24 protein-coding genes are annotated in these 25,455 nt (G+C 39.3%); 8 read left to right on the top strand and 16 right to left on the bottom strand.

Annotated elements, in window-relative coordinates:
• Positions 1-175: 175 nt before the first annotated feature.
• The 3 genes from HPE63_RS09845 to HPE63_RS09835 all read left to right on the top strand — a co-directional run bounded on the left by HPE63_RS09845 (position 176) and on the right by HPE63_RS09835 (position 4,994).
• Positions 176-1,930 carry an ABC transporter ATP-binding protein gene (locus HPE63_RS09845; RefSeq protein WP_188314096.1) on the top strand — a complete coding sequence of 585 codons (1,755 nt, stop codon included), beginning with the start codon at positions 176-178 and terminating at the stop codon, positions 1,928-1,930.
• A 79-nt stretch (positions 1,931-2,009) separates the two neighbouring features.
• Positions 2,010-2,381 carry a PUR family DNA/RNA-binding protein gene (locus tag HPE63_RS09840; protein WP_188314095.1) on the top strand — a complete coding sequence of 124 codons (372 nt, stop codon included), beginning with the start codon at positions 2,010-2,012 and terminating at the stop codon, positions 2,379-2,381.
• A gap of 81 nt (positions 2,382-2,462) precedes the next feature.
• Positions 2,463-4,994, top strand: coding sequence for a M14 family zinc carboxypeptidase (locus HPE63_RS09835; protein ID WP_188314094.1), 2,532 nt, complete (start codon positions 2,463-2,465; stop codon positions 4,992-4,994).
• Position 4,995: 1 nt separating this feature from the next.
• Here the strand turns inward: HPE63_RS09835 and HPE63_RS09830 are convergent, their stop codons facing one another.
• Positions 4,996-6,039 (bottom strand): lysophospholipid acyltransferase family protein, encoded by a 1,044-nt coding sequence (locus HPE63_RS09830; protein ID WP_188314093.1) that lies wholly within the window; start codon positions 6,037-6,039, stop codon positions 4,996-4,998.
• Entirely contained in the window at positions 6,036-6,959 is a 924-nt protein-coding gene (locus HPE63_RS09825) for a bile acid:sodium symporter family protein (RefSeq protein ID WP_188314092.1), read from the bottom strand. Before HPE63_RS09825 ends, HPE63_RS09830 begins: the two co-directional genes overlap by 4 nt.
• 343 nt (positions 6,960-7,302) lie before the next feature.
• On the opposite strand from HPE63_RS09825, the gene HPE63_RS09820 reads away from it, so the two are divergent.
• Positions 7,303-7,866 (top strand): thioredoxin family protein, encoded by a 564-nt coding sequence (locus HPE63_RS09820; RefSeq protein WP_188314091.1) that lies wholly within the window; start codon positions 7,303-7,305, stop codon positions 7,864-7,866.
• 350 nt (positions 7,867-8,216) lie between these two features.
• Here HPE63_RS09820 and HPE63_RS09815 read toward each other — a convergent pair whose 3' ends face one another.
• Positions 8,217-8,759: a YfiT family bacillithiol transferase gene (locus tag HPE63_RS09815; protein ID WP_188314090.1), complete on the bottom strand. Its 543-nt coding sequence runs from the start codon at positions 8,757-8,759 to the stop codon at positions 8,217-8,219.
• A 110-nt stretch (positions 8,760-8,869) separates the two neighbouring features.
• On the opposite strand from HPE63_RS09815, the gene HPE63_RS09810 reads away from it, so the two are divergent.
• Both HPE63_RS09810 and HPE63_RS09805 read left to right on the top strand, forming a co-directional pair.
• Positions 8,870-9,508, top strand: coding sequence for a peroxiredoxin (locus HPE63_RS09810; protein ID WP_188314089.1), 639 nt, complete (start codon positions 8,870-8,872; stop codon positions 9,506-9,508).
• 162 nt (positions 9,509-9,670) lie between these two features.
• The gene (locus HPE63_RS09805; protein WP_027064347.1) at positions 9,671-9,865 is read left to right on the top strand and encodes a cold-shock protein; all 195 of its coding nucleotides are present in this window, start codon (positions 9,671-9,673) and stop codon (positions 9,863-9,865) included.
• 513 nt (positions 9,866-10,378) lie between these two features.
• Here the strand turns inward: HPE63_RS09805 and HPE63_RS09800 are convergent.
• The 3 genes from HPE63_RS09800 to HPE63_RS09790 all read right to left on the bottom strand — a co-directional run bounded on the left by HPE63_RS09800 (position 10,379) and on the right by HPE63_RS09790 (position 13,725).
• A complete protein-coding gene (locus HPE63_RS09800; protein WP_188314088.1) occupies positions 10,379-11,311 on the bottom strand; it encodes a peptidylprolyl isomerase in 933 nt (310 codons plus the stop codon).
• A gap of 150 nt (positions 11,312-11,461) precedes the next feature.
• Complete coding sequence (locus HPE63_RS09795; protein ID WP_188314087.1) at positions 11,462-12,850, bottom strand: M20/M25/M40 family metallo-hydrolase; 1,389 nt, start codon at positions 12,848-12,850, stop codon at positions 11,462-11,464.
• Complete coding sequence (locus HPE63_RS09790) at positions 12,847-13,725, bottom strand: PPK2 family polyphosphate kinase (protein WP_188314086.1); 879 nt, start codon at positions 13,723-13,725, stop codon at positions 12,847-12,849. The genes HPE63_RS09795 and HPE63_RS09790 overlap by 4 nt, the downstream gene beginning before the upstream one ends.
• Before the next feature lie 201 nt (positions 13,726-13,926).
• Here HPE63_RS09790 and HPE63_RS09785 point away from each other — a divergent pair, with 201 nt between their 5' ends.
• Positions 13,927-14,610: a hypothetical protein gene (locus tag HPE63_RS09785; RefSeq protein WP_223198111.1), complete on the top strand. Its 684-nt coding sequence runs from the start codon at positions 13,927-13,929 to the stop codon at positions 14,608-14,610.
• A gap of 6 nt (positions 14,611-14,616) precedes the next feature.
• On the opposite strand, the gene HPE63_RS09780 is transcribed toward HPE63_RS09785, so the two are convergent.
• From HPE63_RS09780 to HPE63_RS09735, 10 genes are all read right to left on the bottom strand, one after another.
• Complete coding sequence (locus HPE63_RS09780) at positions 14,617-15,780, bottom strand: sigma-54-dependent transcriptional regulator (protein ID WP_188314085.1); 1,164 nt, start codon at positions 15,778-15,780, stop codon at positions 14,617-14,619.
• A gap of 13 nt (positions 15,781-15,793) precedes the next feature.
• Positions 15,794-16,666, bottom strand: coding sequence for a DUF6268 family outer membrane beta-barrel protein (locus HPE63_RS09775; protein ID WP_188314084.1), 873 nt, complete (start codon positions 16,664-16,666; stop codon positions 15,794-15,796).
• Between the two features lie 14 nt (positions 16,667-16,680).
• Positions 16,681-17,577: a mechanosensitive ion channel family protein gene (locus HPE63_RS09770; RefSeq protein ID WP_188314083.1), complete on the bottom strand. Its 897-nt coding sequence runs from the start codon at positions 17,575-17,577 to the stop codon at positions 16,681-16,683.
• Between the two features lie 2 nt (positions 17,578-17,579).
• Positions 17,580-18,917 (bottom strand): ABC transporter permease, encoded by a 1,338-nt coding sequence (locus HPE63_RS09765; protein WP_188314082.1) that lies wholly within the window; start codon positions 18,915-18,917, stop codon positions 17,580-17,582.
• Positions 18,910-19,845 carry an ABC transporter ATP-binding protein gene (locus HPE63_RS09760; protein WP_188314081.1) on the bottom strand — a complete coding sequence of 312 codons (936 nt, stop codon included), beginning with the start codon at positions 19,843-19,845 and terminating at the stop codon, positions 18,910-18,912. Before HPE63_RS09760 ends, HPE63_RS09765 begins: the two co-directional genes overlap by 8 nt.
• 313 nt (positions 19,846-20,158) lie before the next feature.
• Positions 20,159-21,280: a molecular chaperone DnaJ gene (gene dnaJ, locus HPE63_RS09755; protein WP_188314080.1), complete on the bottom strand. Its 1,122-nt coding sequence runs from the start codon at positions 21,278-21,280 to the stop codon at positions 20,159-20,161.
• Between the two features lie 9 nt (positions 21,281-21,289).
• On the bottom strand, positions 21,290-21,850 hold the full coding sequence (locus HPE63_RS09750) for a nucleotide exchange factor GrpE (protein WP_188314079.1): 561 nt from the start codon (positions 21,848-21,850) through the stop codon (positions 21,290-21,292).
• A 184-nt stretch (positions 21,851-22,034) separates the two neighbouring features.
• The gene (locus HPE63_RS09745) at positions 22,035-22,949 is read right to left on the bottom strand and encodes a TIGR01777 family oxidoreductase (RefSeq protein ID WP_188314078.1); all 915 of its coding nucleotides are present in this window, start codon (positions 22,947-22,949) and stop codon (positions 22,035-22,037) included.
• A 123-nt stretch (positions 22,950-23,072) separates the two neighbouring features.
• On the bottom strand, positions 23,073-23,735 hold the full coding sequence (gene mnmD / locus HPE63_RS09740) for a tRNA (5-methylaminomethyl-2-thiouridine)(34)-methyltransferase MnmD (protein ID WP_188314077.1): 663 nt from the start codon (positions 23,733-23,735) through the stop codon (positions 23,073-23,075).
• Positions 23,735-24,208, bottom strand: a complete 474-nt coding sequence (locus tag HPE63_RS09735) for a DUF4920 domain-containing protein (protein ID WP_188314076.1) — start codon at positions 24,206-24,208, stop codon at positions 23,735-23,737. The genes mnmD and HPE63_RS09735 overlap by 1 nt, the downstream gene beginning before the upstream one ends.
• A 103-nt stretch (positions 24,209-24,311) precedes the next feature.
• On the opposite strand from HPE63_RS09735, the gene HPE63_RS09730 reads away from it, so the two are divergent.
• Positions 24,312-25,376: a branched-chain amino acid aminotransferase gene (locus HPE63_RS09730; RefSeq protein ID WP_188314075.1), complete on the top strand. Its 1,065-nt coding sequence runs from the start codon at positions 24,312-24,314 to the stop codon at positions 25,374-25,376.
• Positions 25,377-25,455: the final 79 nt, after the last annotated feature.

The following is a 25,455-nucleotide window of genomic DNA, read 5'->3' as shown; positions in this document are numbered from 1 at the left end:
TTTGTAAGATTGATTTTCTTTCTAAGGCTGCAAAAATAGGAATCATTTTCCAATCTATGTATGTCATGGCAACTATTCTCTTATTTATCGGTTTTATAACATACTGTTTTAAGTCAAACTTCTATCTTTGGCGAATGGTTTGATTTCAAATAAAACCACGAAGCTGACCGGCTATATGAAGGAACTTAGGCATCTTAATAAATACTTTAAAAAATACTGGTTGAAACTATTGGCGGGAATGGTCATTACGGTCATTGCTAAAATATTCCAATTGGTGATGCCATCCTACGTTCAAAAATCAATTTCAACCGTTGAAAATTTCTTAAATGGGGAAATCACCCAGGAGCTGGCTAAAGAAAGGCTTTTGGAATTTATTCTAATTATAGTCGGGGCGGCATTACTTTCCGGATTTTTTACATTCTTAATGCGACAAACCATCATATATGTCTCTCGATATATTGAATACGACTTAAAAAATGAGGTTTTTGATCATTACCAGTTATTAAGCCTGAATTTTTATAAAAAAAATAGGACAGGGGACCTAATGAACCGTATTAGCGAAGACGTCAGTGAAGTTCGCATGTATGCTGGCCCTGCACTAATGTATGGCATCAATACCATAACCCTGTTTATTTGCATAATCCCTATTATGTTTATTACAGCGCCTACTTTGGCAGCTTATACATTGATTCCCTTACCCATTCTTTCGATACTCATCTATCAAATAAGCAAGATAATACACAAGAGGAGCACGGTCGTGCAAGAATACCTTTCTACCCTTTCCACTTTTACACAAGAGGTATTTTCGGGGGTCTCGGTAATAAAAGCTTATGCCATTGAACCACAAATAAATACGGAATTACAAGTGTTGGCATTAGAAGGGAAACAGAAAAGTATGGCCCTAGCGAAGGTAAACGCATGGTTCTTTCCACTAATGATCCTTCTTATAGGCATCAGTAATATTTTTGTCATATATATCGGAGGCCAACAATATATAAAAGGCGAAATCGCCTCTGTGGGCGTTATTGCCGAATTCGTGCTTTATGTAAACATGTTGACTTGGCCGGTCGCCATAGTAGGATGGCTAACATCGATCGTACAACGGGCAGAAGCTTCACAGAAGAGAATCAATGAGTTCTTAAACCAACAACCTGATATCAAGAACGAAGTTACGGAAGATACTCCTATTAAGGGTAAAATAGAATTCAAAAACGTGGGTTATACCTACGAAGACACGAATATAGAGGCCTTGAAAAACTTGTCTTTTACTGTTGAAGAGGGACAAACTGTGGCTATCCTGGGAAAAACAGGTTCAGGTAAATCAACCATCTTGGATTTGATTGCCAGGCTTTATGATGTTAGCTCAGGGGAAATTCTAATCGATGATATCCCCATTAAAAAACTGAACTTATACAATTTACGAAAGTCTATGGGAGCGGTTCCCCAAGATGCATTTCTATTTTCCGATTCCATAAAGAACAATATTAAATTTGGTAACCATAATGCATCGGATGAAGAAGTGGTTGAAGTAGCCAAAAGTGCGGTGGTACACGAAAACATTATAGAATTTAAAAAGCAATATGATACGGTTTTGGGTGAACGTGGTATTACCCTAAGTGGCGGGCAAAAGCAACGCATTTCAATTGCCAGGGCCCTTCTAAAAAACCCCGAAGTTTATTTATTCGATGATTGTTTGTCAGCTGTCGATACGGAGACCGAAGAAACCATTTTAAACAATCTTCAGAGAGCGTCAAGTTCCAGAACGACGATTATTGTAAGCCATAGGGTATCTTCTGCCAAAAATGCGGATAAAATCTTGGTTTTGAGCGAAGGAAGGTTATTACAAGAGGGCACGCATGAAGAATTGAACAATGTAGATGGTTATTATAAAGAACTCTATTTACATCAACTCTCTGAGAAAGAAAACTAGGGATAATGTTGCTCGATACGCTTTTTTTTTACACTTTTGATGTATAGACACTATAATATATTAACTAGAAACTTGAAAAATGAGCGACAAAGACTTTATAGATCAGGAAGAGATACATTCGAAGGTATTAAGAGCCGGAAGACGTACGTATTTTTTTGATGTAAGGAGCACCAAGGCCGGCGATTACTATCTTACTATAACCGAGAGCAAGAAATTCACACATGACGACGGTTCGTTTCATTATAAAAAGCACAAAATCTATCTATATAAAGAAGATTTTGCCCCATTCAGGGAAAACGTCGAGGAAATGATGGATTTCATAATTGGGGAAAAAGGGACCGAAGTTATCTCGGAAAGGCATCAAAAGGATTTCAAGAAAGAGGAATTCCATGAAAACGGGGAAATGAAAGAAACCGAGAGTTTCACCGATGTTGATTTCGATGACATTTAATGAAAAAATTAATAATCTATGTAAAACGGCCCTGATAATACAGGGTCGTTTTTTATTTTTATCAAAGCTAATCCAATCGCGATGAAAAAACCACTTACCTTCCTTATCCTTCTAACTACTTGCAGCATTTTAGCTCAGTCCACCCTTGACCTAAACTATTATCTTCCCCAGAATGTCACCTACAACAAAGACATTCCTACACCCAAGCAGGTGATAGGGCACGAAGTCGGTGAATGGCACGTAACCCATGACAAGCTCATATTCTATATGCAAATCTTGGCCGAAAAAAGCGATAGGATAACTTTGGAGGACAGGGGTGAAACCTTCGAGGGGCGACCTATATTGCTCCTGACAATTACATCGCCAAATAATCATCAAAATATTGAAAAGATAAGGCAAGAACATATTGCCTTGACCGAAAGCAATGGTATTTCAATGAATACCGATTCCATGCCGGTAGTGGTCTATCAAGGATTCTCCATTCATGGTAATGAACCTAGTGGTTCCAATGCTGGTTTGGCCTATGCTTATTATTTGGCAGCTGCAGAAGGTCCGGAGATCAATGCCCTTTTAGACAACCTGGTTATTCTTATGGATCCTTCTTTCAATCCTGACGGATTGCAACGCTTTGCCTATTGGGCCAACACAAATAAGAGTATCAATTCGGTGCCTGACAAGAATGAAAGGGAATTTCACGAGGTTTGGCCTAACGGACGGACGAACCATTATTGGTTCGACATGAACCGTGATTGGTTACCTGTACAGTTGCCTGAAAGTAGGGCACGTATCAAGAGTTATCATAAATGGAAGCCAAATATCCTTACTGACCATCATGAAATGGGAACGAATTCCACCTTCTTTTTCCAACCGGGCGAACCCACCAGGGTACACCCATTGACCCCTAAAATGAATCAGGAGTTGACCGCTGAAATAGGTACCTACCATGCGAAAGCCTTGGACAAAATAGGTTCGCTCTATTATTCTGAGGAAAATTATGACGATTACTACTATGGCAAAGGTTCTACTTTCCCGGATGTCAACGGGGGAATAGGTATTTTGTTCGAACAAGGCAGTTCCCGGGGTCATGTTCAAGAATCGGAAAACGGCCTATTGACCTTCCCATTCACTATACGAAATCAGTTTACAACGGCCTTGTCTACCATTGAAGCTGCTAAAAACTTAAGGATTAAGCTATTGGATTATCAACGCGGGTTTTTTAAGGATTCACGAGCGGAAGCGTCCAAAAGCAAAGTTAGATCCATTGTTTTTGGCGACAGCAAAGATGCTTCTAAAAACTGGCATTTGGCAGAGATTTTGAATCGTCATCAAATAAAATTCCATGCCTTGTCGAATGATGCGACGATAAATGGAAAAAGTTATAAAAAAGAATCTAGCTACGTAATACCCCTAGATCAAAAAAACAATCGATTGATCAAGGCTATGTTTGAAAAACGTACCACGTTTACCGATAGCCTATTTTATGATATCTCGGCTTGGACATTGCCTTTGGCTTTCAATGTAGATTATGCTGAAGAAAATAATGTTTCACATTTAGGAAAAGAAATCATTGACCTTGAACCTTTGATAGGAAATATCAGTGGTAAGAGTACCTACGCCTATTTGTTCGAATGGAATGAATATTATACCCCAAAAGCCCTTAACAGCATAGTCGAAAAGGGGCTTAGGGCCAAAGTAGCAAAATCCCCTTTCGGCTTAGAGGGTAAGAACTATGATTATGGTACCATTATGATACCGGTTCAGAATCAGGATTTGAATCCAGAGGAGCTTTACGCTTTTCTAAAAGGAGTGGCCCAGGAAAGTCAATTGCAGATTACTGCCGTTGCAACGGGACTTTCAAAGGGTATCGATTTGGGAAGCAACCAATTCGATCCCATAAAAAAACAAAAGGTGGCCATATTGGTTGGTCAGGGCATTCGGCCCTATGACGCTGGTGAAATCTGGCATTTGTTCGATACGCGGTACAACATTCAATTGACAAAGTTGGATATGTCCTATTTCAGTAAGGTGGATTTAAGCAAGTACACTGATCTGATTATACCTGGTATGAGTTCTACGGGTAATAATGCTATCAGTAAAAAAGATGCTGAAAGATTAAAGGAATGGGTCAAAGATGGGGGTACCTTGATCGGCTATCGAAATGTTGCTGAATGGGTTGATAAAAATGAGATCATCACCTTGAAGTTCAGAAAAGACACGTTGGTCGCCAAGGATATTTCCTTTGCCATGAAAAATGATTTCAAAGGAGCCCAAGTCACAGGAGGGGCTATTTTCGAAGCAAAATTGGATAGATCACATCCGATAAATTATGGATATAAGAATGACAGATTGGCCTTGTTCAGAAACACGACCATCTATATTGAACCCGATAAGAATAGTTATAATAATCCCATCCAATATACCAACAACCCTTTATTAAGCGGGTACATCTCGGAGGAAAACCTAGAGCATTTAAAAGGTTCAGTTCCGTTCCAAGTAAAGCGGGTCGGTAAGGGTCGGGCAGTTATTTTTACGGACAATACGAATTTTAGGGCCTTTTGGTATGGCACCAATAAATTGCTAATGAATGCTATATTTTTTGGGGACATAATGTAAACTAGCCCAACTTTACAAACAAAAAGTTTAACAACAAAAGGGCCAAAAGGATTACCAAAGCCCATCCTTGGCCTAACAAATAGACAAAAACCATAAACACTATTAGGTAATATAATGGAAAAAGGATCAGACCTACGGCAAAACGTAAGGTAGTCCTGAATTCTATATCCAGGTCCAATGGCTTCACGAATTTGTTCCACAAGAGTATAATAGGAAAGTTGATCATAATAAAAATCCACTTTTTTAGTATTGAAAACCAATGGGTTTTCTCTTGAATCGAAGTCTTCGATAAAGTAGAATCGATTTCTTGGATGGCCCTATTAACCTTAGAGGGATTTAAATAATCAACGTTTTGGTTCCTCAGTTGTACCAACGTATTATCATAATCCATCTCCTTGGGTATATGGGTTGTAAGCAGCTTCAATCTGGCATAGACCTCATCTTTGAGTAGGGTTTCGGTGGCATCCAAATTTTTTGGATTATAAAAATCCTGTACCGCAAAATCCCTCCCAATATGCAACGCAACACTATCTGGAAAACCTTCTGCTTTAAGATAATTCAATCCTACAGGCACAATTCTAACATCCAGATCCGGATTCTTTTCCAAGGCACTGAAAATCATCTGTACAAAACCCTTTCGCATAGGCCATCTAACCCTTCTCTGAATCCCATGGTTTCCCTCAGGGAAAAGCATTATGGTTTTTTGTTTTGCTAGTAGCTCACCGCATTTTTGAAAAATGGCAGGATTATTCTTTAAAGTATCCCTACCATCCCTAATTCTATAAATGGGTATCATTTGCAGGTAATGCAAAAACGTACTTACCTGTCGATTTTTAAACAAATCAGATCGAGCTAAAAAATAGGGTGCAACCCTGACGTTCATCACAATCATCAATGCATCCATCAAGGCATTTTGATGGTTTGCCAATAATATTATGGGTTTGTCCTTGGGAATGTTTTCACGACCTTCAACCTTAATCTTTTTATAGTAAAAAAACAGACCGGTCCTGATATAAAACTTTAAAATGTTATATCCTATCTTCATGAAGCCAATTCCTCTTTCTCGATCGGCTTAAACCCCCAAATGCCAGAAAGAACCAAACCGGATACCAAATGCCAGATGCCCCAAAAGGCTGCTAGTAAGGCCATCCCTCCCAATCCATCGAAGAAGGTGAAAATCAATAGTAGTCCCAAACCTGAATTTTGGATTCCCGTTTCGATAGTAATAGAGCGCACATCCCTATTGGTAAGCCCTATAAGCTTGGCAATGGAAAAACCAGTTAAGAAAGCCAAAAGGTTATGGAAGATCACGATCCAAAAAACGTAAAAAACATAGTCCATAAATATTTCCCTGTTCTTGTAAAGTGCTAGGAAAATCAGAGAAATAAAAAAGAGCAGTGAGACCCATTTCAATACTTTGGCCATTCTTTTGGCCAAGACGGGACTAAGATAATTGACCCACATTCCCAAAACCAAAGGAATTGCCAGCAAAAGGGAAACTAATTTCACCATCTCAAAGGGTGATATGGCGACATCCCTCAAGATCGAAGCCGTTGGTCCGTACAAAGATCCCCAAAATTGTAGGTTTATAGGGGTCATGAAAACGGCCAGTAGGGTTGCCACCGCAGTAAGGCTTACTGATAATGCGGAATTACCTTTCGCCAAATGGGTAATAAAATTTGAAATATTCCCGCCTGGACATGCAGCTACCATGAACATACCCAATGCTATACTGGGAATGGGTTCGATTAACCATACCAACAGAAAGGTAATTAGAGGCAAGAGTAAAAACTGGCTAAAAATACCTGTAAATATAGATTTAGGGCTTTGGAACAGTCGTTTAAAATCTTCCACGGAAATCTCAAGGGCAATACCGAACATGACCAAGGCCAAGACCGCATTTAATATCCAAAGGGTTTGGCTATCAAAATTAATATGAATAGTATCAAGCACGGTATCGGTCAAACGGTCAGGTTATTTTAGTGTTGGGAACTGTTGGTTCTAACTAGTATAAAACAACATCAATTCCAGCATCGGATCCCAAGATAAGACATTCGCCTAAAAAATTCGCTATTTGTTTTTTGTGAAAAATAATTAAGGCAAACAATTCTTTAATTGAAAGCTCCTTTTTTTATACGATTTGGCATTTCTTGGCAAGTGTTTTTTCCAATCCTACTTCCAAAATCAGTTCTAGGTCATATCACTGTTGAACTGGCCATACGCATGGGTTCAATTTAAAAATATAAATGTACAACCGATAGTATTAACGAATTACTTTTAACTTTAAGTACTTTTTAAATGCGAAACTATGGCCGATACCCCAAGTAATATGTTGCCTTTGGGCACTAAAGCACCTCCCTTTGAGCTAATGGATACCGTTAGTGGCAAAACCTTGTCCTTGAATGGGCTTAAAGGAGAAATTGGAACAATAATTCTATTCATTTGCAACCACTGCCCTTTTGTAATCCATATTAATCCCGAAATCACAAAAATGGCTAAGGAATATCAGGAAAAGGGCATATCCTTTATTGCTATTTCCAGTAATGATATCATTAATTATCCGCAAGATGCGCCGCATTTAATGAAACAAAAAGCGAAAGAAGCGGGGTATGGTTTTCCGTATTTATATGATGAAACGCAGGAAGTAGCAAAGGCCTACCGCGCGGCATGTACGCCCGATATTTATCTATTCGACAAAGCATTGGGACTTGTTTATAGAGGGCAATTGGATGACTCACGCCCGGGGAATGACATTCCCGTTACCGGAAAGGATTTACGGGACGCCATTGAGGCGTTGATTGCGGGCAGGGAAATCAATCCTAACCAAAAACCCAGTATTGGATGTAGTATAAAATGGGCAGATCGTCGGTAGATCGTCAAAATGAAAATCGACAAAAACGATGCACTATTAAAACGAGCAGCAAGTGATACACCTTTATAACACTATTTGAGCAAGATACATAAACCGTTAAGGTGTATAAACCTGATAAGTGGATTTTCAACAACCCCATAGTCGGGATGAAGTTTACATGATTATTTCGAGTTCGGGGGCCTTTTGGAATAATGGACAACGAACGTCGTTCCAAGCCTGGGGATTTTCTCTTTATCCCCGCCGGTAATGAACATCGCTTTGAAAACATTACCGATGATTTTGTTACCTAGGTAATCTTTTACGGTTCAATGGGAGGCAAAAAACCGAAAACTTAGCACATTAGATGAGATCTACCAACCCTTTCTCGAAATTAATCCTTGGATATGGGCACAATGATGGCGGCTGTGCCATGCATACTTTCCAATATTCTCTTTAACTGAAATCTTAAGATTATTGTCAGGATGAACATAAGACTTGTCCATATCCTCTGGGGTCAAACCTTTTAAAAGAAATACCAATTTGGCATGCAATGCTGTTATATAGTCCAAGGAAAGGGCCGTGGGGGCCGTTTTTGCATCAATTAAATCACTCCAACTTTTCTCATCATAAGCCTTTATCACGGGGTCCTTCTCAGTCATTGCCCATTTAAATCGGGTATAGCTATGATGATGGCTATCTGCCAAATGATGTACGACTTGCCTTACGGTCCATCCGCCAGGCCGATAAGGAGTATCCAATTGCTCGCTGGTCAAAGGGTTTATCAAATTCTTCAAGGTATTCGGTAATTCTTCCAAGTCCTGAATCCAATTGTCAATGGTATCCTTCCCAACCATTGGCGAATATTCAAAATGCCCAATAGGGTATTTCAAAGCTTCCAACTTTGCGTCTTCCATGCAATAAAAATAGAAAAATTAATACAGTTTTAACCAAATATGAATGTTTGCAAACCAATTATCTACTATTTTTATCGGGTAAATAGTTTACTAATTTAAAAACAACCAAAATGGCAACAATTCGATTGGGGGATAAGGCCCCGGATTTTACAGCAGACAGTTCGATGGGAACTATTAATCTATATAATTACTTAGGGGACAGTTGGGGAATCCTATTTTCTCATCCCGCAGATTTTACACCCGTATGTACTACGGAATTGGGTACGGCGGCCAAGTTTAAGGGTGAATTCGATAAACGTAATGTAAAGATGCTCGCATTGAGTGTCGACGGGGCCGCATCGCACAATGAATGGATCAAAGACATCAACGAGGTTCAAAAAACCACGGTGAACTTTCCCATTATCGCGGATGAAGATAAAAAGGTTTCCGATTTGTACGATATGATCCATCCAAATGCGGACAATAACTTAACCGTTCGTTCTGTATTTATTATTGCTCCGGACAAAACGGTTAAACTGACCTTAACCTACCCTGCTTCGACAGGACGTAATTTTTATGAACTTTTAAGGGTTGTGGACTCGCTACAATTAACTGCCTATCATAAAGTGGCCACCCCAGCGAACTGGGAACATGGCCAAGATGTGGTTGTTAGCCCCGCCATACCAACCGATGAAGCGCGAAAAATGTTCAACAAAGGGGTGGTTGAAGTTAAACCCTATTTAAGAATGACCCCCGATCCAACCACTTAATGCAAGGATATGTAATCGCTACAGCAGATTATTCTTCCAGTATGAATAAGGTTTTTTATTAATTTAATAAAAGAGATAACATAAAGATAACTTACAAAATTTCACACATTTAAATAATTTAAACTACATTTGCCCTTTAATTAATATTTAATAATTTTTATTATGAGTAAAGGAACAGTTAAATTCTTCAATGATTCCAAAGGATATGGTTTTATCACTGAAGATGGTTCGAACGAAGATCATTTTGTACACATTTCTGGCTTAATCGACGAAGTTCGAGAAGGTGATGTTGTGGAATTTGAACTACAACAAGGTAAAAAAGGATTAAACGCCGTTAATGTGAAAGTAATTGACTAGGTAACGATTTTAACTTTTTTATAGTACCCCCAATGACAATTCATCGGGGGTTTTTTTTTAAAAGTTTTTTCCAACTCTAAGGTTTGTTAATTATTTTTGTTGAAGTATTAACGCAACCTTTACCGTTTTAGGGCATCATTAGTTAAACAAAACCATTCCCCACAATTACTAATAATCTATTTAGGCATGACTACCTTTGTATCCATTTTACTATCACTGGTCTTTATTAACATATTACTCTTATTGGTAAGCATTTTGGGAACCAAAAAATAGTAATGTCCCTACATTTTTGAAACCACAAAGTAGGGTTAGTAGTTTTATTGTTGTTATATATTAACAACACCTATTAATTTCTGACCATGTCTACTTTCATCGCCGTCGTATCTATACTAATATTGATCAATATTGCTCTATTGCTAGCGAGTTTTGGCCAGCAGTTGAAGAAATGAACTCTGGAACAAAAAAGCCCCGGTATGTACCGAGGCCAAATAATATCACAAAACTAGGTATTTCTTACTTAGTACCCATCAACTCCACATCGAAGATCAATGTAGCGTCTGGAGGGATCACCCCACCAGCACCAGCACTTCCATAACCCAAATTCGATGGAATCACAAATCGAGCTTTATCACCGACCTGCAATAAGGCGATACCTTCATCCCATCCTGGAATGACCTGACCAACCCCTAACTGAAAATCGATAGGTTGATTTCTTTTATAGGAAGAATCAAAAACTTGACCATTCAAAAGGGAGCCTTCATAATGTACCGAAACAGTCTGCCCGACCTTGGCCTTTTCCCCATTTCCTTTTTGAATTATTTTGTACCGAAGTCCACTTTCGGTTTCGTCGAAACCCGCTGCTACCTTGTCCAATGCCCTAGCCTGTTTGGCCTTTTCCTCTGCCAATCTTTGCGTTTTGGAACTTTCAAAAGTTTTAAAAGCAGCCACAGCATCCCAATTTTCAGCTTCAATGCCGACCCTTACGATTTCCAAACTTTCAATAGTATCAGATTGGCCAATGGCATCGACCACCTCTTGTCCGGCTTCCACACGACCGAAGACCGTATGCTTGTTATCCAACCATGGTGTAGGCACATGGGTTATGAAGAATTGACTGCCATTGGTGCCAGGTCCAGCGTTTGCCATCGATAATATTCCGGGGACATCATGTACCAAATCTGGATGGAATTCATCATCGAACTTATAACCAGGATCTCCTGTGCCCGTACCCAATGGACATCCCCCTTGAATCATAAAATCCGGGATAACCCTATGGAATTTTAATCCATTATAATAAGGTACGCCAAGTGCCTTGGCGGTGTTTTCCCTAGCCCCCTCAGCCAAGGCCACGAAATTACCCACTGTTCCCGGGGTTTTATCATGAGTTAATTTTACAAGTATTTCTCCCTTTGAAGTATTGAATTTTGCGTAGATTCCTTCTTGCATTTTTCGCTTTTTTTAATGAGCTGCAAAGATATACAAATTAGTTAGGTAAAAGAATTTCGGCAGACATGTTCAAAAGGAAATACATCCACAATTCATTCTTAGTCGCTCTTATTATGGGGTGCGCCTTCTACTCTACCTTACTTCACCAGCCTATGGGGATTTTACAATCCCATACTTATCAAACAAATAGACCAAACTGGTCATTGCCGCTGCCCCAAGTTCCAATTCCCTTTTATTGACATGTTCAAAGGTGTCATTTTCAGCATGATGATGGGCAAAGTAGCGTTGTGAATCGGGGCGTAAACCTGCCAATACAATGCCGTCATCTTTCAAAAGTCCTACGTCTGCCCCACTACCACCACGGACAAACAGATGAATAAGATAGGGTTCAAAAAGATGTCGCCAATTATTGACTTGCTCGAAATGGGCATCTGTACAATCGAATGAAAAACCCCTAGGGGTAAAGCCTCCCGCATCACTTTCGAGGGCAAAAACATGGTTTTCCTTTTTATCTTTGGCGACTTCGGCATATTTTCTGCCACCTCGTAACCCATTTTCCTCATTCATAAAAAGCACCACCCTAATGGTACGTTGTGGTTTATAACCACTTGCTTTTAAAAGCCGCAGAACCTCCATGCTCTGCACACAACCTGCACCATCATCATGTGATCCATCTCCTAAATCCCAAGAATCCAAATGCCCACCAATCACCATAATTTCATCGGGATATTTACTACCACGTATTTCGCCAATGACGTTAAAGGATTCAACGTCATCGAATATTTTACAATTCTGTTTAAAATAGAACTTGGCATTGGGACTCAGTTTTAGGGTAGCACTTAAAAACTCTGCCCCTTTTGTGCTGATCGCTGCCGCAGGTATGCGCTTTGATGCCACGGTATTTCCATAATCCATAGCACCCGTATGGGGTAAATCATCCAATCTTAAATTCATTGAACGCACAATGACACCAATGGCACCGAATTTGGCAGCTTCCTTGGCGCCAGAATAGCGTTGATCCACACAACCTGAATAGGCTTCAAATGTGCTAATCAGTGTAGGGTCCATAGGTCTATTGTAAAACACGATTTTACCCGTTATTTTTTCCGCTCCCAAAGTCGCCAATTCCTCTATGCCGTTCACCTCAATAATATTTGCCTTAATACCTCCCAAGGGTGTGGCTACGGAACCACCCAATGCGCAAATAGGCAAGTTAGTGGTTAATCCTGGGGTAGTCTCGACATATGCAAATTCGGGAGTGCCCCTCACCCATTTAGGCACCATTACTGGCTGAAGCCAAACTCGGTCTATTCCCATAGAATCCAATAGTGATTTGGTATACTCCACGGCTTGCTGGGCCTGGACTGTCCCTGAGAGCCTGCCTCCAATCTGATTGGACAAATAATTGAGCCAATCGTACGATTTTCCTTTGGTCAACGCCAAATCATAAATAGCCTTTATCTGTTTCTCATCTTCAAATTGGGAATTCCCCTGATGCGCAGTAAATAAAATAAAAAAGATAATAATCAAAAACCTCATTCGCTTTGTAGTTGTTGTTTATAGCTGTCTAAATTAGCCTTTATTTTATCATCGAGTTCGGGCTCGGCGATATCTTTGTATTTTTTTAACTCTTGTATTAATATTTGGGCCACAATTAACCTTGCCGCTTTTTTATTGTCTGCAGGTATAACAAACCATGGTGCTTTTGGTTTCGAAGTCCTTTGTATGGCCTCTTGATAACACTGTTGATATTTTGACCATAATTTCCTTTCTTTTAAATCCCCAGGGGAAAATTTCCAATGCTTTTGTTTTAAACGTAATCTTCTTAGGAGCCTTTGCCGTTGTTCTTCCTTTGAGAGGTTTAGGAAAAATTTAAAGATAATGGTCCCATTTGCTGCCAAGTGATTTTCAAAGTTGATGATTTGATCAAATCGGGAATCCCAAAAATGCTGATCAATATCCGAAACTTCATTGATACCTGGTATATTCTCTCCTAGGATATATTCGGGATGTACCCGGGTAACCAACACGTTTTCGTAATGAGTTCGATTAAAAATCCCGAATTTACCTTTGGCGGGAAGGGCGATATAGTGCCTCCATAAGTAATCATGCTTCAATTCCAATTCGGTCGGTACCTTAAAACTATGCACGACCACGCCTCTAACATTAAAATCTTTGAATACTTCCCGAATAAGACTATCCTTGCCCGAAGTATCCATACCCTGTAAACAAATCAAAACGCTATACTTGCCGTGGGCATAAAGCATATCTTGAAATTCCCCAAGTTCTTTCCGAACCGTTCTTAGGTCTTTTTTCAATTGTTTGTCGGTAACCCCAAAATTCTCAATTGTGGGTATAATATCTAGATTTGTAGTTAAATCTGCCTTATAATTCTTTATATCGATATTCTTCATGCCTTGAATATAAAATATTTTTATCGTTGAAATGCATTAATTGTTAAAAATAAAGACCGTTTAACCCTGCAATTTCACTCCTTGTCCAAAATATGGGTGATACCCTGCGTTCTAACGAAAAAAATGGGTTGCAAAGGCATTTCGTGCGTAATTTTACCATGTAATATTCCCAAATTTTACAACGGACAAATTACCTATATTATGAAGAACTATTCACTAATAGCAATAGTACTACTGGTTTTGTTTTCTTCCTTCACAGTGGATAATGCTTGTGATTACGCAGGTTCAAATATAAACTATGTGAAATCGCAGACTGAGAAGGCCCTAGCGGTCGACGATATAAACCAAGCCAGGTTTTATACCTATAAGGCTGTGAATTCCATTGAAAAATCAAAAAAACAACTCAAGGATTGTGGTTGTAATTATGCAGAGGAAAGTATTACCGATGGACTATCAAATCTAATCCATGCCACTAAGGCAACTTCATTGAACGGTGCACGCATACTCCTGAACAGAGCTTTGGAACATATAATCGGAGCGATTGAATCTATCGAAGAACATGAATTGCACAACAGCAAATATGGTAGTGATTTATTGGCTATGAATACTATAGTTTCCAATGCGGAAAAGGTGGCCATGAAAAAACCTAGTGGGAAGGAATTTGAGGTTAAAATTGATACCTATTTGGAAAAATACCGCGAATCCCTTGACAAAATAGTGAATTCGGTGGATTGCGAATCGGCGCGTGCATTTGCAGAAAACATCTACTTTCATTGCGAACAACAATTGCTGCTTCCCAATCTTTCCGAGGGTAAAAAATATTATAATTTTAGGACTAAGGAAATTACCGCGGAAGCCTTGGAAAAACTCAAGGGCTGTAAATAAAATATGCTATTTGCTCGCAAATAACCTTACATCCTCTTCTGTAACTTCCTGACCTCCCAATATAATCAACCGTTCAACAACGTTTCGTAATTCTCGTATATTACCGGTCCAATCGTATCCTTTCAATAGTTTTATGGCTCCTTTGGAAAACGCTTTTGGCACAATACCCTGCTCATTTGCAATCTTATTGGCAAAATAATCGATCAATAAAGGAATATCGTCCCTCCGCTCATTTAAAGCAGGTACATTTATTAATATTACAGCAAGTCGGTGGTAAAGATCTTCCCTGAACCTATTCTTCTTTATTTCCTCGGCCAAATCCTTGTTGGTTGCCGCAATCACCCTCACATCGACCTTTATATCTTTATCCGAACCTACCCTTGAAATTTTATTCTCCTGTAGGGCCCGAAGTACCTTAGCCTGTGCAGAAAGGCTCATATCGCCGATTTCATCTAAAAACAGGGTTCCCTTATTGGCAGCTTCAAACCTACCAGCCCTATCTTTAACAGCAGAGGTAAATGCCCCCTTAACATGGCCAAAAAGTTCACTTTCTATTAGTTCGGAAGGTATGGCAGCACAATTTACTTCGATAAAAGGCGATGAGCTTCTTGGACTTTTTTCATGGATCCAATGGGCCACCAATTCTTTTCCCGTTCCATTTGAACCCGTAATCAAAACGCGGGCATCAGTCGGGGCCACTTTTTCGATTATATCCTTGATAGCCGTAATTTCTTTGCTTTCCCCGATCATTTCATAATTCTTGCTAACCTTCTTCTTTAGAATTTTATTCTCTACGACCAATTCCTTCCTATCCAAGGCATTTCTCACCGTAGTTAAAAGTCGATTTAAATCCGGGGGTTTCGAGATATAGTCAAACGCCCCTAAACGCATGGTATTTACAGCGGTATCAAGATCGCCATGACCCGATATCATAATAAATGGAATTTCTGGTTTGATCTTACGTGCAGCCTCAAGTACTTCAACACCATCCATTTTTGGCATCTTAATATCGCATAATACCAAATCATAATCATTGTTTTTTACGGCCTCCAAACCTTTTACCCCATCTTCAGCCTCTTCTACTTGATATGCTTCGTTCTCTTCGGAAAGTATTTTGACCAATACCCTTCGAATAGCCGATTCATCCTCTACCACCAAAATCTTTGACATAGTGCACTTTTTTTTAAATTCCTATTCTAAATCCTGTCCTAAAATACAGACTGGGTTCATCATTCAACGTAAAAATATCATTTCTATCTTGATCCCGTAACACCCCATCCTGAAAAATCGTATGTCCGGCATATCCGTAGAACGACATATTTTTTGATATGTTATATTGATACCCTATCGTTATCAATGCCGCCGATGACGAAATAGACGATGCGAACCCGGTATTTGGCAAGATGATGTTATTTTGAAGATTCACAAAATACCCATCCAATATGAACTCGGTCTGAATCATATGGTTCTCTTTCAGGTGGTGTTTCAATCCCATTTTTGGGACCCCAACCACGTAGGTCCATTTAGGATGAAATTTTTTTTCAAAATATATAATGGGCAATGGAACGCGCAAGGCAACCGTAGAATTATACGCAATGCCCAGAACCAAGCGTATGGGCTTATCAATCTGTTGTTTATCCTTAAAAGCACCAACGGTTACATTTACGGAAACATCCCCATTCTCAAGGGAATTGGTTAGCGTTGATGATAACCTTGGCGTCAAAACCCCAATAAATCGCCAATCGTCTTTATACTTATATACATATGCAAGATTAAGATCGATGATGTGAAGATTTTTGATTCCTTCATTATCAAAAGGAGCATTATCCCCTATATCGTAGGCCAAATAATTATATTCGGTCCCTACGATAATGTTATCCGTGTCACGAACCTTTAAAGGTACATTGGCAACGAGTTTGTAACGCGAAAGTTCGGCCTCGGCCTTATTCTTCGGCATGAGCATATACTCTAACCTGAAAATATCAGGGGATTGGGCAAAAGCCTGAAAACCACCAAAACCCCACATAAGCATCAGTGCTATTCCTATCCTCCCCATTTGAGTACCATCTTTCATGGCTTTGGAGAATGTTGAAAGAGATGAACATCTCTCTGAGGAAAAGGTATTGAAATTTGATGCTCCCTAAACTTGGCATCGATTTTATAGCGTACTTCACTCTTGATTCTTGGATCGGTAAAACTGTCATTTGTATAAAAATTCAATGAGAACAACAGGGCCGAATCCCCAAAATCATCAAATAGAACAAATGGTTTCGGATTTTTTAAAATACCTTTTTGACTTTGGGCTATTTCTTCCAATATACTGGTAACCAGTCTAACATCACTACCATAGGCTACACCGATTTTCACATTCTCCCTTGTGGTCTTATGATTTTGGGTGAAGTTGTATACTATATCACTGATAAATTTATGATTGGGTATGATCACGACCTTATCATCCCTGGTAATGGCCCTTACCGTTCGTAGTTTTATTTCGAAGACCTTCCCGACCTTACCATCTACCTCTATAATATCACCAACACTTAATGATTTGTCTATAATGATAAAAATGCCCCCGATAATATCTTGGAATAGCTCTTGCAGAGCCAATCCCAAACCAACGAAAAGGGCAGCGGATGCAGTTATCAAAATAGTTATGTCGACACCTGCCATGCTTAGGGTAATCAAAACAACCACTACGTAGACCGCATATTTGATAAACTTGAAAATACTGATGAATTTCAATTTATCGTCTTGAACCATATTCCTTGTAAAGATCTGGCGCATCCATTTCAATGCAAAACTGGTTATAATAAACGCAATGGTAATCAGTAAAAGTAGCCCTACCGTAACGTCTATGGCCTTAGCGCCCTCCCCAACATGTATTCCCAAATCCAAAAACTCCTTTATAGAACCCCAGATATCCTTTTCTATGATGTCTTTAATTTTTTCGGACTCGTCCTGACTCATAATCAATATTTTATCCATTTAAACAATTCCTTATAACTTGGCTTCTTGCCATACATAAGGATACCCACCCTATATATTTTTGCGGCCAACCACACAATCCCAATAAATGTAATGATCAACAATAATATAGAAGTCACTAATTCCCATACGGGCACGCCCCCTTCCCCAATGCCCCCTGGCAAACGCATAAGCATTACTATTGGCGATGTTAACGGAAACAGGGAAAAACCTACTGCTATCGGACCATGTGGATTACTGAAAACCGAAAAGAACCCTACGTAAATCGCCAACATCAGGGGTAGGATTACAGGGAATATGAATTGCTGTGTATCCGTCTCATTATCAACGGCTGCCCCAATGGCAGCATAAATAGAACTATAAATCAAATACCCAAGGATAAAATAAACCACAAAAAAACAGATTAGCATTAACCATGGTATTTTATAAAGTTCCTGGGCATATGCCTGAATGGTCTGGTTAGGTGTAGGTACGGGAGGTGCCATGTTTCCTGCCATGCCCGTTACATCAGCCCCATTGCTCAATGTTGCGGGATCTATATCAAAAATGGCGAATGCCACCATCAAAAGTAAGGAGGCAGAGACTATCCATATGGCGAATTGGGTGATACCGGCCAAGGATGTTCCAATGATCTTACCCATCATCAATTCAAATGGTTTTACCGAGGATATGATAACTTCGATAATTCTACTGGTCTTTTCCTCAATTACACTTCGCATTACAAAACCTCCATATATTATGATGAACATCATAATCAAATATCCAAATCCGCCGCCAATGATCGCTTTGATTTCGTTAATGCCCTTTAGATTTTGTTCCCCATCAAAGGTGGCGGTATTAATTTCATATTTCTTGTCCATCAAGGCAAATTCCTTAGAAGAAACGCCCATATCCTGCAATCTTCGTTCCCTTAACCTATCTAGGAAAACGTCCTCTAATCTATCCAAAACGGATGTGCTCGGCGCCTCCTTTGTATAAAAATAAGCATGCTCGGCCACTTTCTCCAATTCGTCTTCATGGGGAATATGCAATAATCCATAATACCCCATTTGGGTTGTAGAATCTTTTGCTTGCTTTAATGTAATATCCTTAAACTGAACATAGGAAGTACTCTCTGTCGGATTAAAATCATTTGAGAAATAATCACTTTCATTGAAAACCCCTATAATCCGTTTTTGATTATCATTTATTTTGGTTAAATACGCGATAAGAACGACCATACCAACCATTAGGATAGGACTGAGAAAAGTCATAATGACAAAGGACTTGTTTCGAACTTTTGCCAAATACTCCCGACGTATGATGATGGGCAGTTTATTCATTTGCATCTTTATCTTGAATGGTTTGAATGAATATCTCGTTGGCCGAGGGGATAATCTCTACAAATTGATGGATTTTGGACCGTTTTGCCAAAAAAGACAGGATTTCTCCCGAATCATTCGAAGGTAGCTGTATGGTGAAGTCCAAATGATTTTCCTTTGGATCGATTTCCGAAGCTATTAAATTGAACTTGTCGGACAATATTGGTAACAGTTCATCTACATTATCGGCTGTAAGCCCTACTTTGAATACATTATTTTTGTAGGTCTTTTTAATATCGGCCAATTTGCCATCGAGAAGTTTTTCCGATTGATGGATTAGGGCGATGTATTCGCACAATTCTTCAACGGATTCCATACGATGGGTAGAAAATATGATGGATGTTCCATTCTCCTTTAAATTGATAATTTCATCTTTAATGATATTGGCATTGATCGGATCAAAGCCGCTGAAAGGTTCATCGAAAATGAGCAATTTGGGTTCATGAAGCACGGTCACTATGAATTGGATCTTCTGGGCCATTCCTTTTGACAACTCTTGGACCTTCTTATTCCACCAATCCCCAATTTCCAACTTCTCAAACCAATACTTCAATCTTTTTTTGGCTTCCACTTTTGTCAATCCTTTCAATTGGGCCAAATACAGGGCTTGTTCGCCTACTTTCATTCCCTTGTACAAACCCCTTTCCTCTGGTAGATAACCAATGGTCGAAATATGTTTGGGCTTTAATAATTCCCCATCAAAATATACCTCACCCATATCGGGGTAAGTTATTTGGTTGATGATACGGATCAAGGTAGTCTTACCTGCTCCGTTAGGGCCCAATAGGCCATAGATACTATTTTTTGGGATTTCCAAGGAAACTTTATTCAAAGCGACATGATTTCCAAAGTGTTTGGTAACCTCCTTAGTGACCAAGATGTTATTCATTAAAGCAATTTTGCCAAAGATATAGAATTGCTTCAAAACACAATTCCAAAAACACAATTATACGCCACTTAAACCACTGTAGTAATTTTTAAAAAATAAAAAGGCAAGGAAACCGATCATTCCGGATGGCTCAAAAAACAAAAACGACCATATTTATTCGTTTTAATGGAATTGGTGTTTCCCTAAAAAACAAAACCCACCCTTAATTGAATTAAGGATGGGAAAAAAATTGCTATGAAAAAGAAAATTAATATTGGTTTCCCAATATTATCCCAAATATACGTTTTTTATTTTATACACAAATTGATATTTGTCACGAGAACATATCTTTCACTTTTTCAAAGAATGATTTGTCAGATTTCTCAGGTTTTGGTTCAAAATTATCAGAACCGTCCATTCGTTCAAAAAATTCTTTTTGTTCTTTATTGAGTTCTTTAGGGGTCCATACGTTTACATGCACCAAGAGATCTCCACTACCATAACCATTAATACTCGAAATACCTTTACCCCTTAACCGTAATATTTTGCCCGATTGTATGCCTGGTTCCAATTTAATACGGACTTTACCTCCGACAGCATCGATTTCCTTGGAGGTTCCCAAAACGGCTTCCGGAAAACTTATGTAAAGGTCATAGTGTAGATTGTCCCCTTCCCGTTTGAGCGTTTCGTGATCTACGGTCTCTATGGCAACCAAAAGGTCTCCTGGTATTCCATTTCCTGGAGCTTCATTACCTTTGCCCGGAACTTTCAATTGCATACCATCCTCTACCCCGGCAGGAATTTTTATGGAGACGGTCTCTTCGTTTATTTTTAAACCTTGGGCATCGGCATCAGACGGTCTTTTATCAATAATCTGACCACTTCCACCACAGGCTGTACATGCTGCTGCAGTTTGCATTCGGCCGAGTATGGTATTGGTTATTTTGGTTACTTGGCCTCTACCCCCACAGGTGCCACAGGTTTTATAGGTAACACCTGAAGCCTGTATTTTACGTCTAACCTTGACTTTCTTCTCAACACCATGTGCCACTTCATCCAAGGTCATTTTAACCCTTATCCTTAGGTTACTACCTTTGACCCGTCGTTGGCCACCACCACCAAAACCACCAAAACCACTGAAGCCACCACCACCAAAGGCACCACCGAAGATATCCCCAAATTGACTGAAAATATCATCCATATTCATTCCACCTCCACCGAAACCACCGGCACCATCAAATGCGGCATGTCCGAATTGGTCATAACGTGCCTTCTTATCAGGATTGCTAAGTACCTCATACGCTTCTGCTGATTTCTTAAAAAGCTCCTCCGCCTTTTTATCACCAGGGTTTTTATCCGGATGGTATTCCAACGCTTTTTTGCGATAGGCCTTTTTTATCTCTGCAGCTGTGGCACTTTTACTAATGCCCAGTATTTCGTAATAATCTTCCTTCATACTAGAATTTTAGTTTCCGACAACTACTTTTGGATGACGGATGATCCTATCTCCCATTTTATATCCACGCTCAACAACATCCAATATTTTGCCTTTCAACTTTTTTGTCGGAGCCGGTATTTGGGTAATGGCATCATGAATTTCAGCATCAAAAACATCACCCTGTTTTACACCTACCTCTTCCATGCCTTTAGATTTCAAGGTATCCCTTAGTTTACCATTTATCAACTCTATACCTTTGAACATTTCCTTGTCTTCTGACTTGGACAATTCCTTTAAAGCACGTTCAAAATCATCCAATACGGGAAGTAAGGAAATTATGACCTCTTGCCCAGCGGTTTTGAACAAATCCATTCGTTCCTTAGACGTACGTTTTTTATAATTTTCGAATTCAGCAAACAATCTTAGAAACTTATCTTTCTCTTTAGCCAGTTCATTTTGAAGCTGTTCTTCTACAGACTGAATCTCTTCGTTGTCCGCAGATTCATCCTGTTCATTCCCCGTGTGGTTTATGGGTTGCTCATCAAGGATAGGATCATTTACCTCTTCGGCTTTATTTTTCTCACTCATTTTCAATTTACAGTTTTGGTATTATTTCTTAGGATGGCAAAAGTACTGCCATTTATTTAAAAATGTCAAAATGTCACGAATCTTTAGCAAATTTTATTCGGTATTCGAGAAAATAAAGAAAAGCATATAACTATAAGTTGATGTTGGGAACATATGCCGTATGGCAATCACCTAAAGGAATATTTTAATCCCCGTTATAAAAAAATTGAAGGGCATTGGCTATATTGGGATAGTCAAAAACAAATCCTTCCTCGGCAATTTTTTTACTACTCACCCGTTGGCTCGCATATAACAAATGTGACATCTCACCAAGAATCGATTGCATTGCAAACTTTGGGATATTAGGTAATAGAAGGGGTGCTTTCAAGACCTTTGCCAATTCGCATACCATTTTTTTATGTGTTATAGGATTCGGGGCCACCCCATTGTATATACCCTCTAATTGGTTTTGTACAACAAATAAAAATAGCCGAGCCAAATCGTTTATATGAACCCACGATTGCCATTGCTTACCACTGCCGAAAGTAGCCCCAACATAATATGAAATCGGTTTGGCCAGTTTCGGCATTACACCACCATCCTTCGACAACACCAAGCCTACCCTTATTTTCGCGACTGGAAACCCAAAATGTGCCAAAGCATCGATCTCCTTTTCCCATTTGTCAACAACCTCACCTAAAAAACTATTGTCGATCGATTGTTCTTCTTCGGTATATAAATGGTCGATTGAACTTGGATAAATACCGACCGCTGAAGCCGAAACCAAAGAAGTAATCGCACTAGTATCGATTTTACCCAAAGCATAGCCCAGAGTATTCAATGAATTTATGCGACTATATAAAATCTCGTTCTTGTATTCGGCAGTCCACCTCTGTGAAATACTCGAACCAGCTAGATTGATGATTGCCGTGACCCCTTCAAAACAATCTAAATCAATTTCATTTTGCTTAGGATTCCAATAGTACCCTTCGAAATTTTCGTTAGAAACGATCTTCTCTTTACTCGTACTCAAATAATTTACAGGAATCCCCTGCTTATTGCTTAATTCAACAATAGCTCTTCCCACTAACCCAGTCGCACCCGTTATCAATAACTTCATGCGACAAAGGTATGGCATCTAAAATCCGTGTAAGCGTATTTTAATTTCGATTTAACAGTCTTAACAGCCTATTTTGAAGATATTCAATTAGATATCTGCTTTTTTATGTTAAGTGAAGAAAAATCAATCCTTTCTGGCCCTCAACATTTCCCTTTTTCCGGGCGGGCCGGGTAATCTTTCGACTTTAAAACCAACTGATTGCATGGCTCTTCTTACGCTACCCTTAGCCGCGTAGGTGACCAAGATTCCCCCTTTTTTCAGTGCCTTGAACATAATCTTAAACATGTCTTCTGTCCATAATTCCGGTTGTATCCGGGCACCAAAAGCATCAAAATAAATAAGATCTATGCAGTCTTTATAGGTGATTTCTGCAAACTTGCATTGATTTTTGTGTAATGTAAAACCATCGGATATAGTTACTTCCGTATGCCATGGGGCACTATGCATATTTTCAAAGTGCTTCTTAAAATAGGGTGCATTCAATTCAGAAACATAATTCAATTGGGTAACTTCCTCTGCGGAGACGGGATATGCCTCTACCCCATAATACATGATTTTTTTGGATAACTTGGTAGCCTCTAATAATGTGATCAAGGCATTGAGGCCAGTACCGAAACCTATTTCCAGAATATACAGATCCTGCTTTTTGAATAAATCCAGTCCATGTTTTATAAAAACATGGTAAGACTCTTGAATAGCACCATGTTTTGAATGGTACTGTTCGTCCCAATCCTTAATCCGAATAGTCTTTGATCCATCAGCCGTTGTTATGATTTCGCGTTGCATTACTCTTTTAAAAGAACGCCATCGGCTTCAAAGCCTAATGTTCTTTTTGGCTTTGTGATTTCTGCAATCTCGTCTGCCGATTTGCCAGCATCCTCTGCATAATGCTTTTGGTCGTCAACACTCATTTCTTCAACGAAAGCCAAACCATTGATGATCACCTCTTTCCCCGCAATATCTTTCGGCATAAAAAATCCGTAATCCTTAAAGCGCACCATGGCTTCTTCCCCATCCTCCAACTCTACCTTCATCCAACAACCTTTTGACTGGCAAACTTCCTTGACCACTCCAGTAAATTTTGACTGAACGGTATCGGCAACAACCATAACTTTGTATGTTTCCAACATTTGTAGACTGGTCATACTCCCACTAGCCTCAATTTCATCACCAAACGATATCAATCCCTCATTAATTTCCTGTCCAGAACACATAGCGATGAACAAGAAGAATGCAACAAATATGTTAAAACCTTTCATAATTATCAATTTTTGGATTTACGTTGTAAAATTGATCAATTTTAAAGAAAAAAGGGAAATCCCTAGGGATTATTTTCTAATTTTATTCCTTAAACCATATGCAATGGAGACAAAGACGATGAACATAAAAGTTGAAAAGGCAAAAACATCAAAAATAGATCAGGTAGATTTCGAAAATTTATCCTTTGGTACTGTATTTACAGATCATATGTTGATATGTAGATACAAAAAAGGTTCATGGAAAGTACCTGAAATCATTCCCTACCAACCCCTTACGCTTGACCCCTCTGCTAAAATATTCCATTATGGACAGTCGATCTTTGAGGGAATGAAAGCCTATAAAGATGATAATGACGATGTCTGGCTTTTTCGCCCATTGGATAATTGTAGGCGGTTGAATATCTCGGCTAAAAGAATGGCCATTCCAGAATTGCCGGAGGAGTATTTTATGGATGGACTGATTGCACTTTTAAAGCTGGAAAAGGATTGGATACCAAAAACCCCAGGAAGTTCATTATATATACGTCCTTTTATTTTTGCTTCTGGAACAGGGTTCCATGCCTCCCCTGCCGATGAATATACCTTCATTATTGCCTTTGCCCCATCTGGCGCTTATTTTTCAGGTAAGGTCAAAGTGCTGATTGAAGAGAAATATTCAAGATCTGCCAATGGTGGTGTAGGTTTTGCAAAAGCCGGTGGTAATTATGCCGGGCAGTTTTATCCGACCCAACTTGCGATTGAGAAAGGATATAACCAGGTCATCTGGACAGATGACAACACCCATGAATTTATTGAGGAAGCGGGAGCAATGAATATTTTTGTTCGAATCAATGACACTTTGATTACTGCACCAACGAGCGATAGAATTCTGGATGGAATTACACGAAAGAGCATATTGGATATTGCCAAGGACGAAGGCATTACTGTCGAAGTACGTAAAATAACCGTCTCTGAAATCGTGGAGGCCGCCAAGGATGGGTCTTTGAAAGAAATGTTCGGTGCAGGTACAGCGGCCGTCATTTCACCAATTGCAGCTTTTGGTTTCCGAGATGTCGATTACGACTTACCGCAATTGAGCCATAGCTATGCCTCACTGCTAAAAAAACGTATCACCGATATACAATATAATAGGGCCGAAGATAAATTTGGTTGGAGGTTCAAAGTATAACCTTGCCCATTAATTCATGCATATCGCTGGTCCTAAATTCCCAAAAAGAAAAAACGGACTTGAATATTTTTTTCCCAAT

This window comes from Maribacter arenosus, assembly GCF_014610845.1.
GTDB lineage: Bacteria > Bacteroidota > Bacteroidia > Flavobacteriales > Flavobacteriaceae > Maribacter_A > Maribacter_A arenosus.
This window is presented reverse-complemented; position numbering and strand designations above follow the sequence as displayed.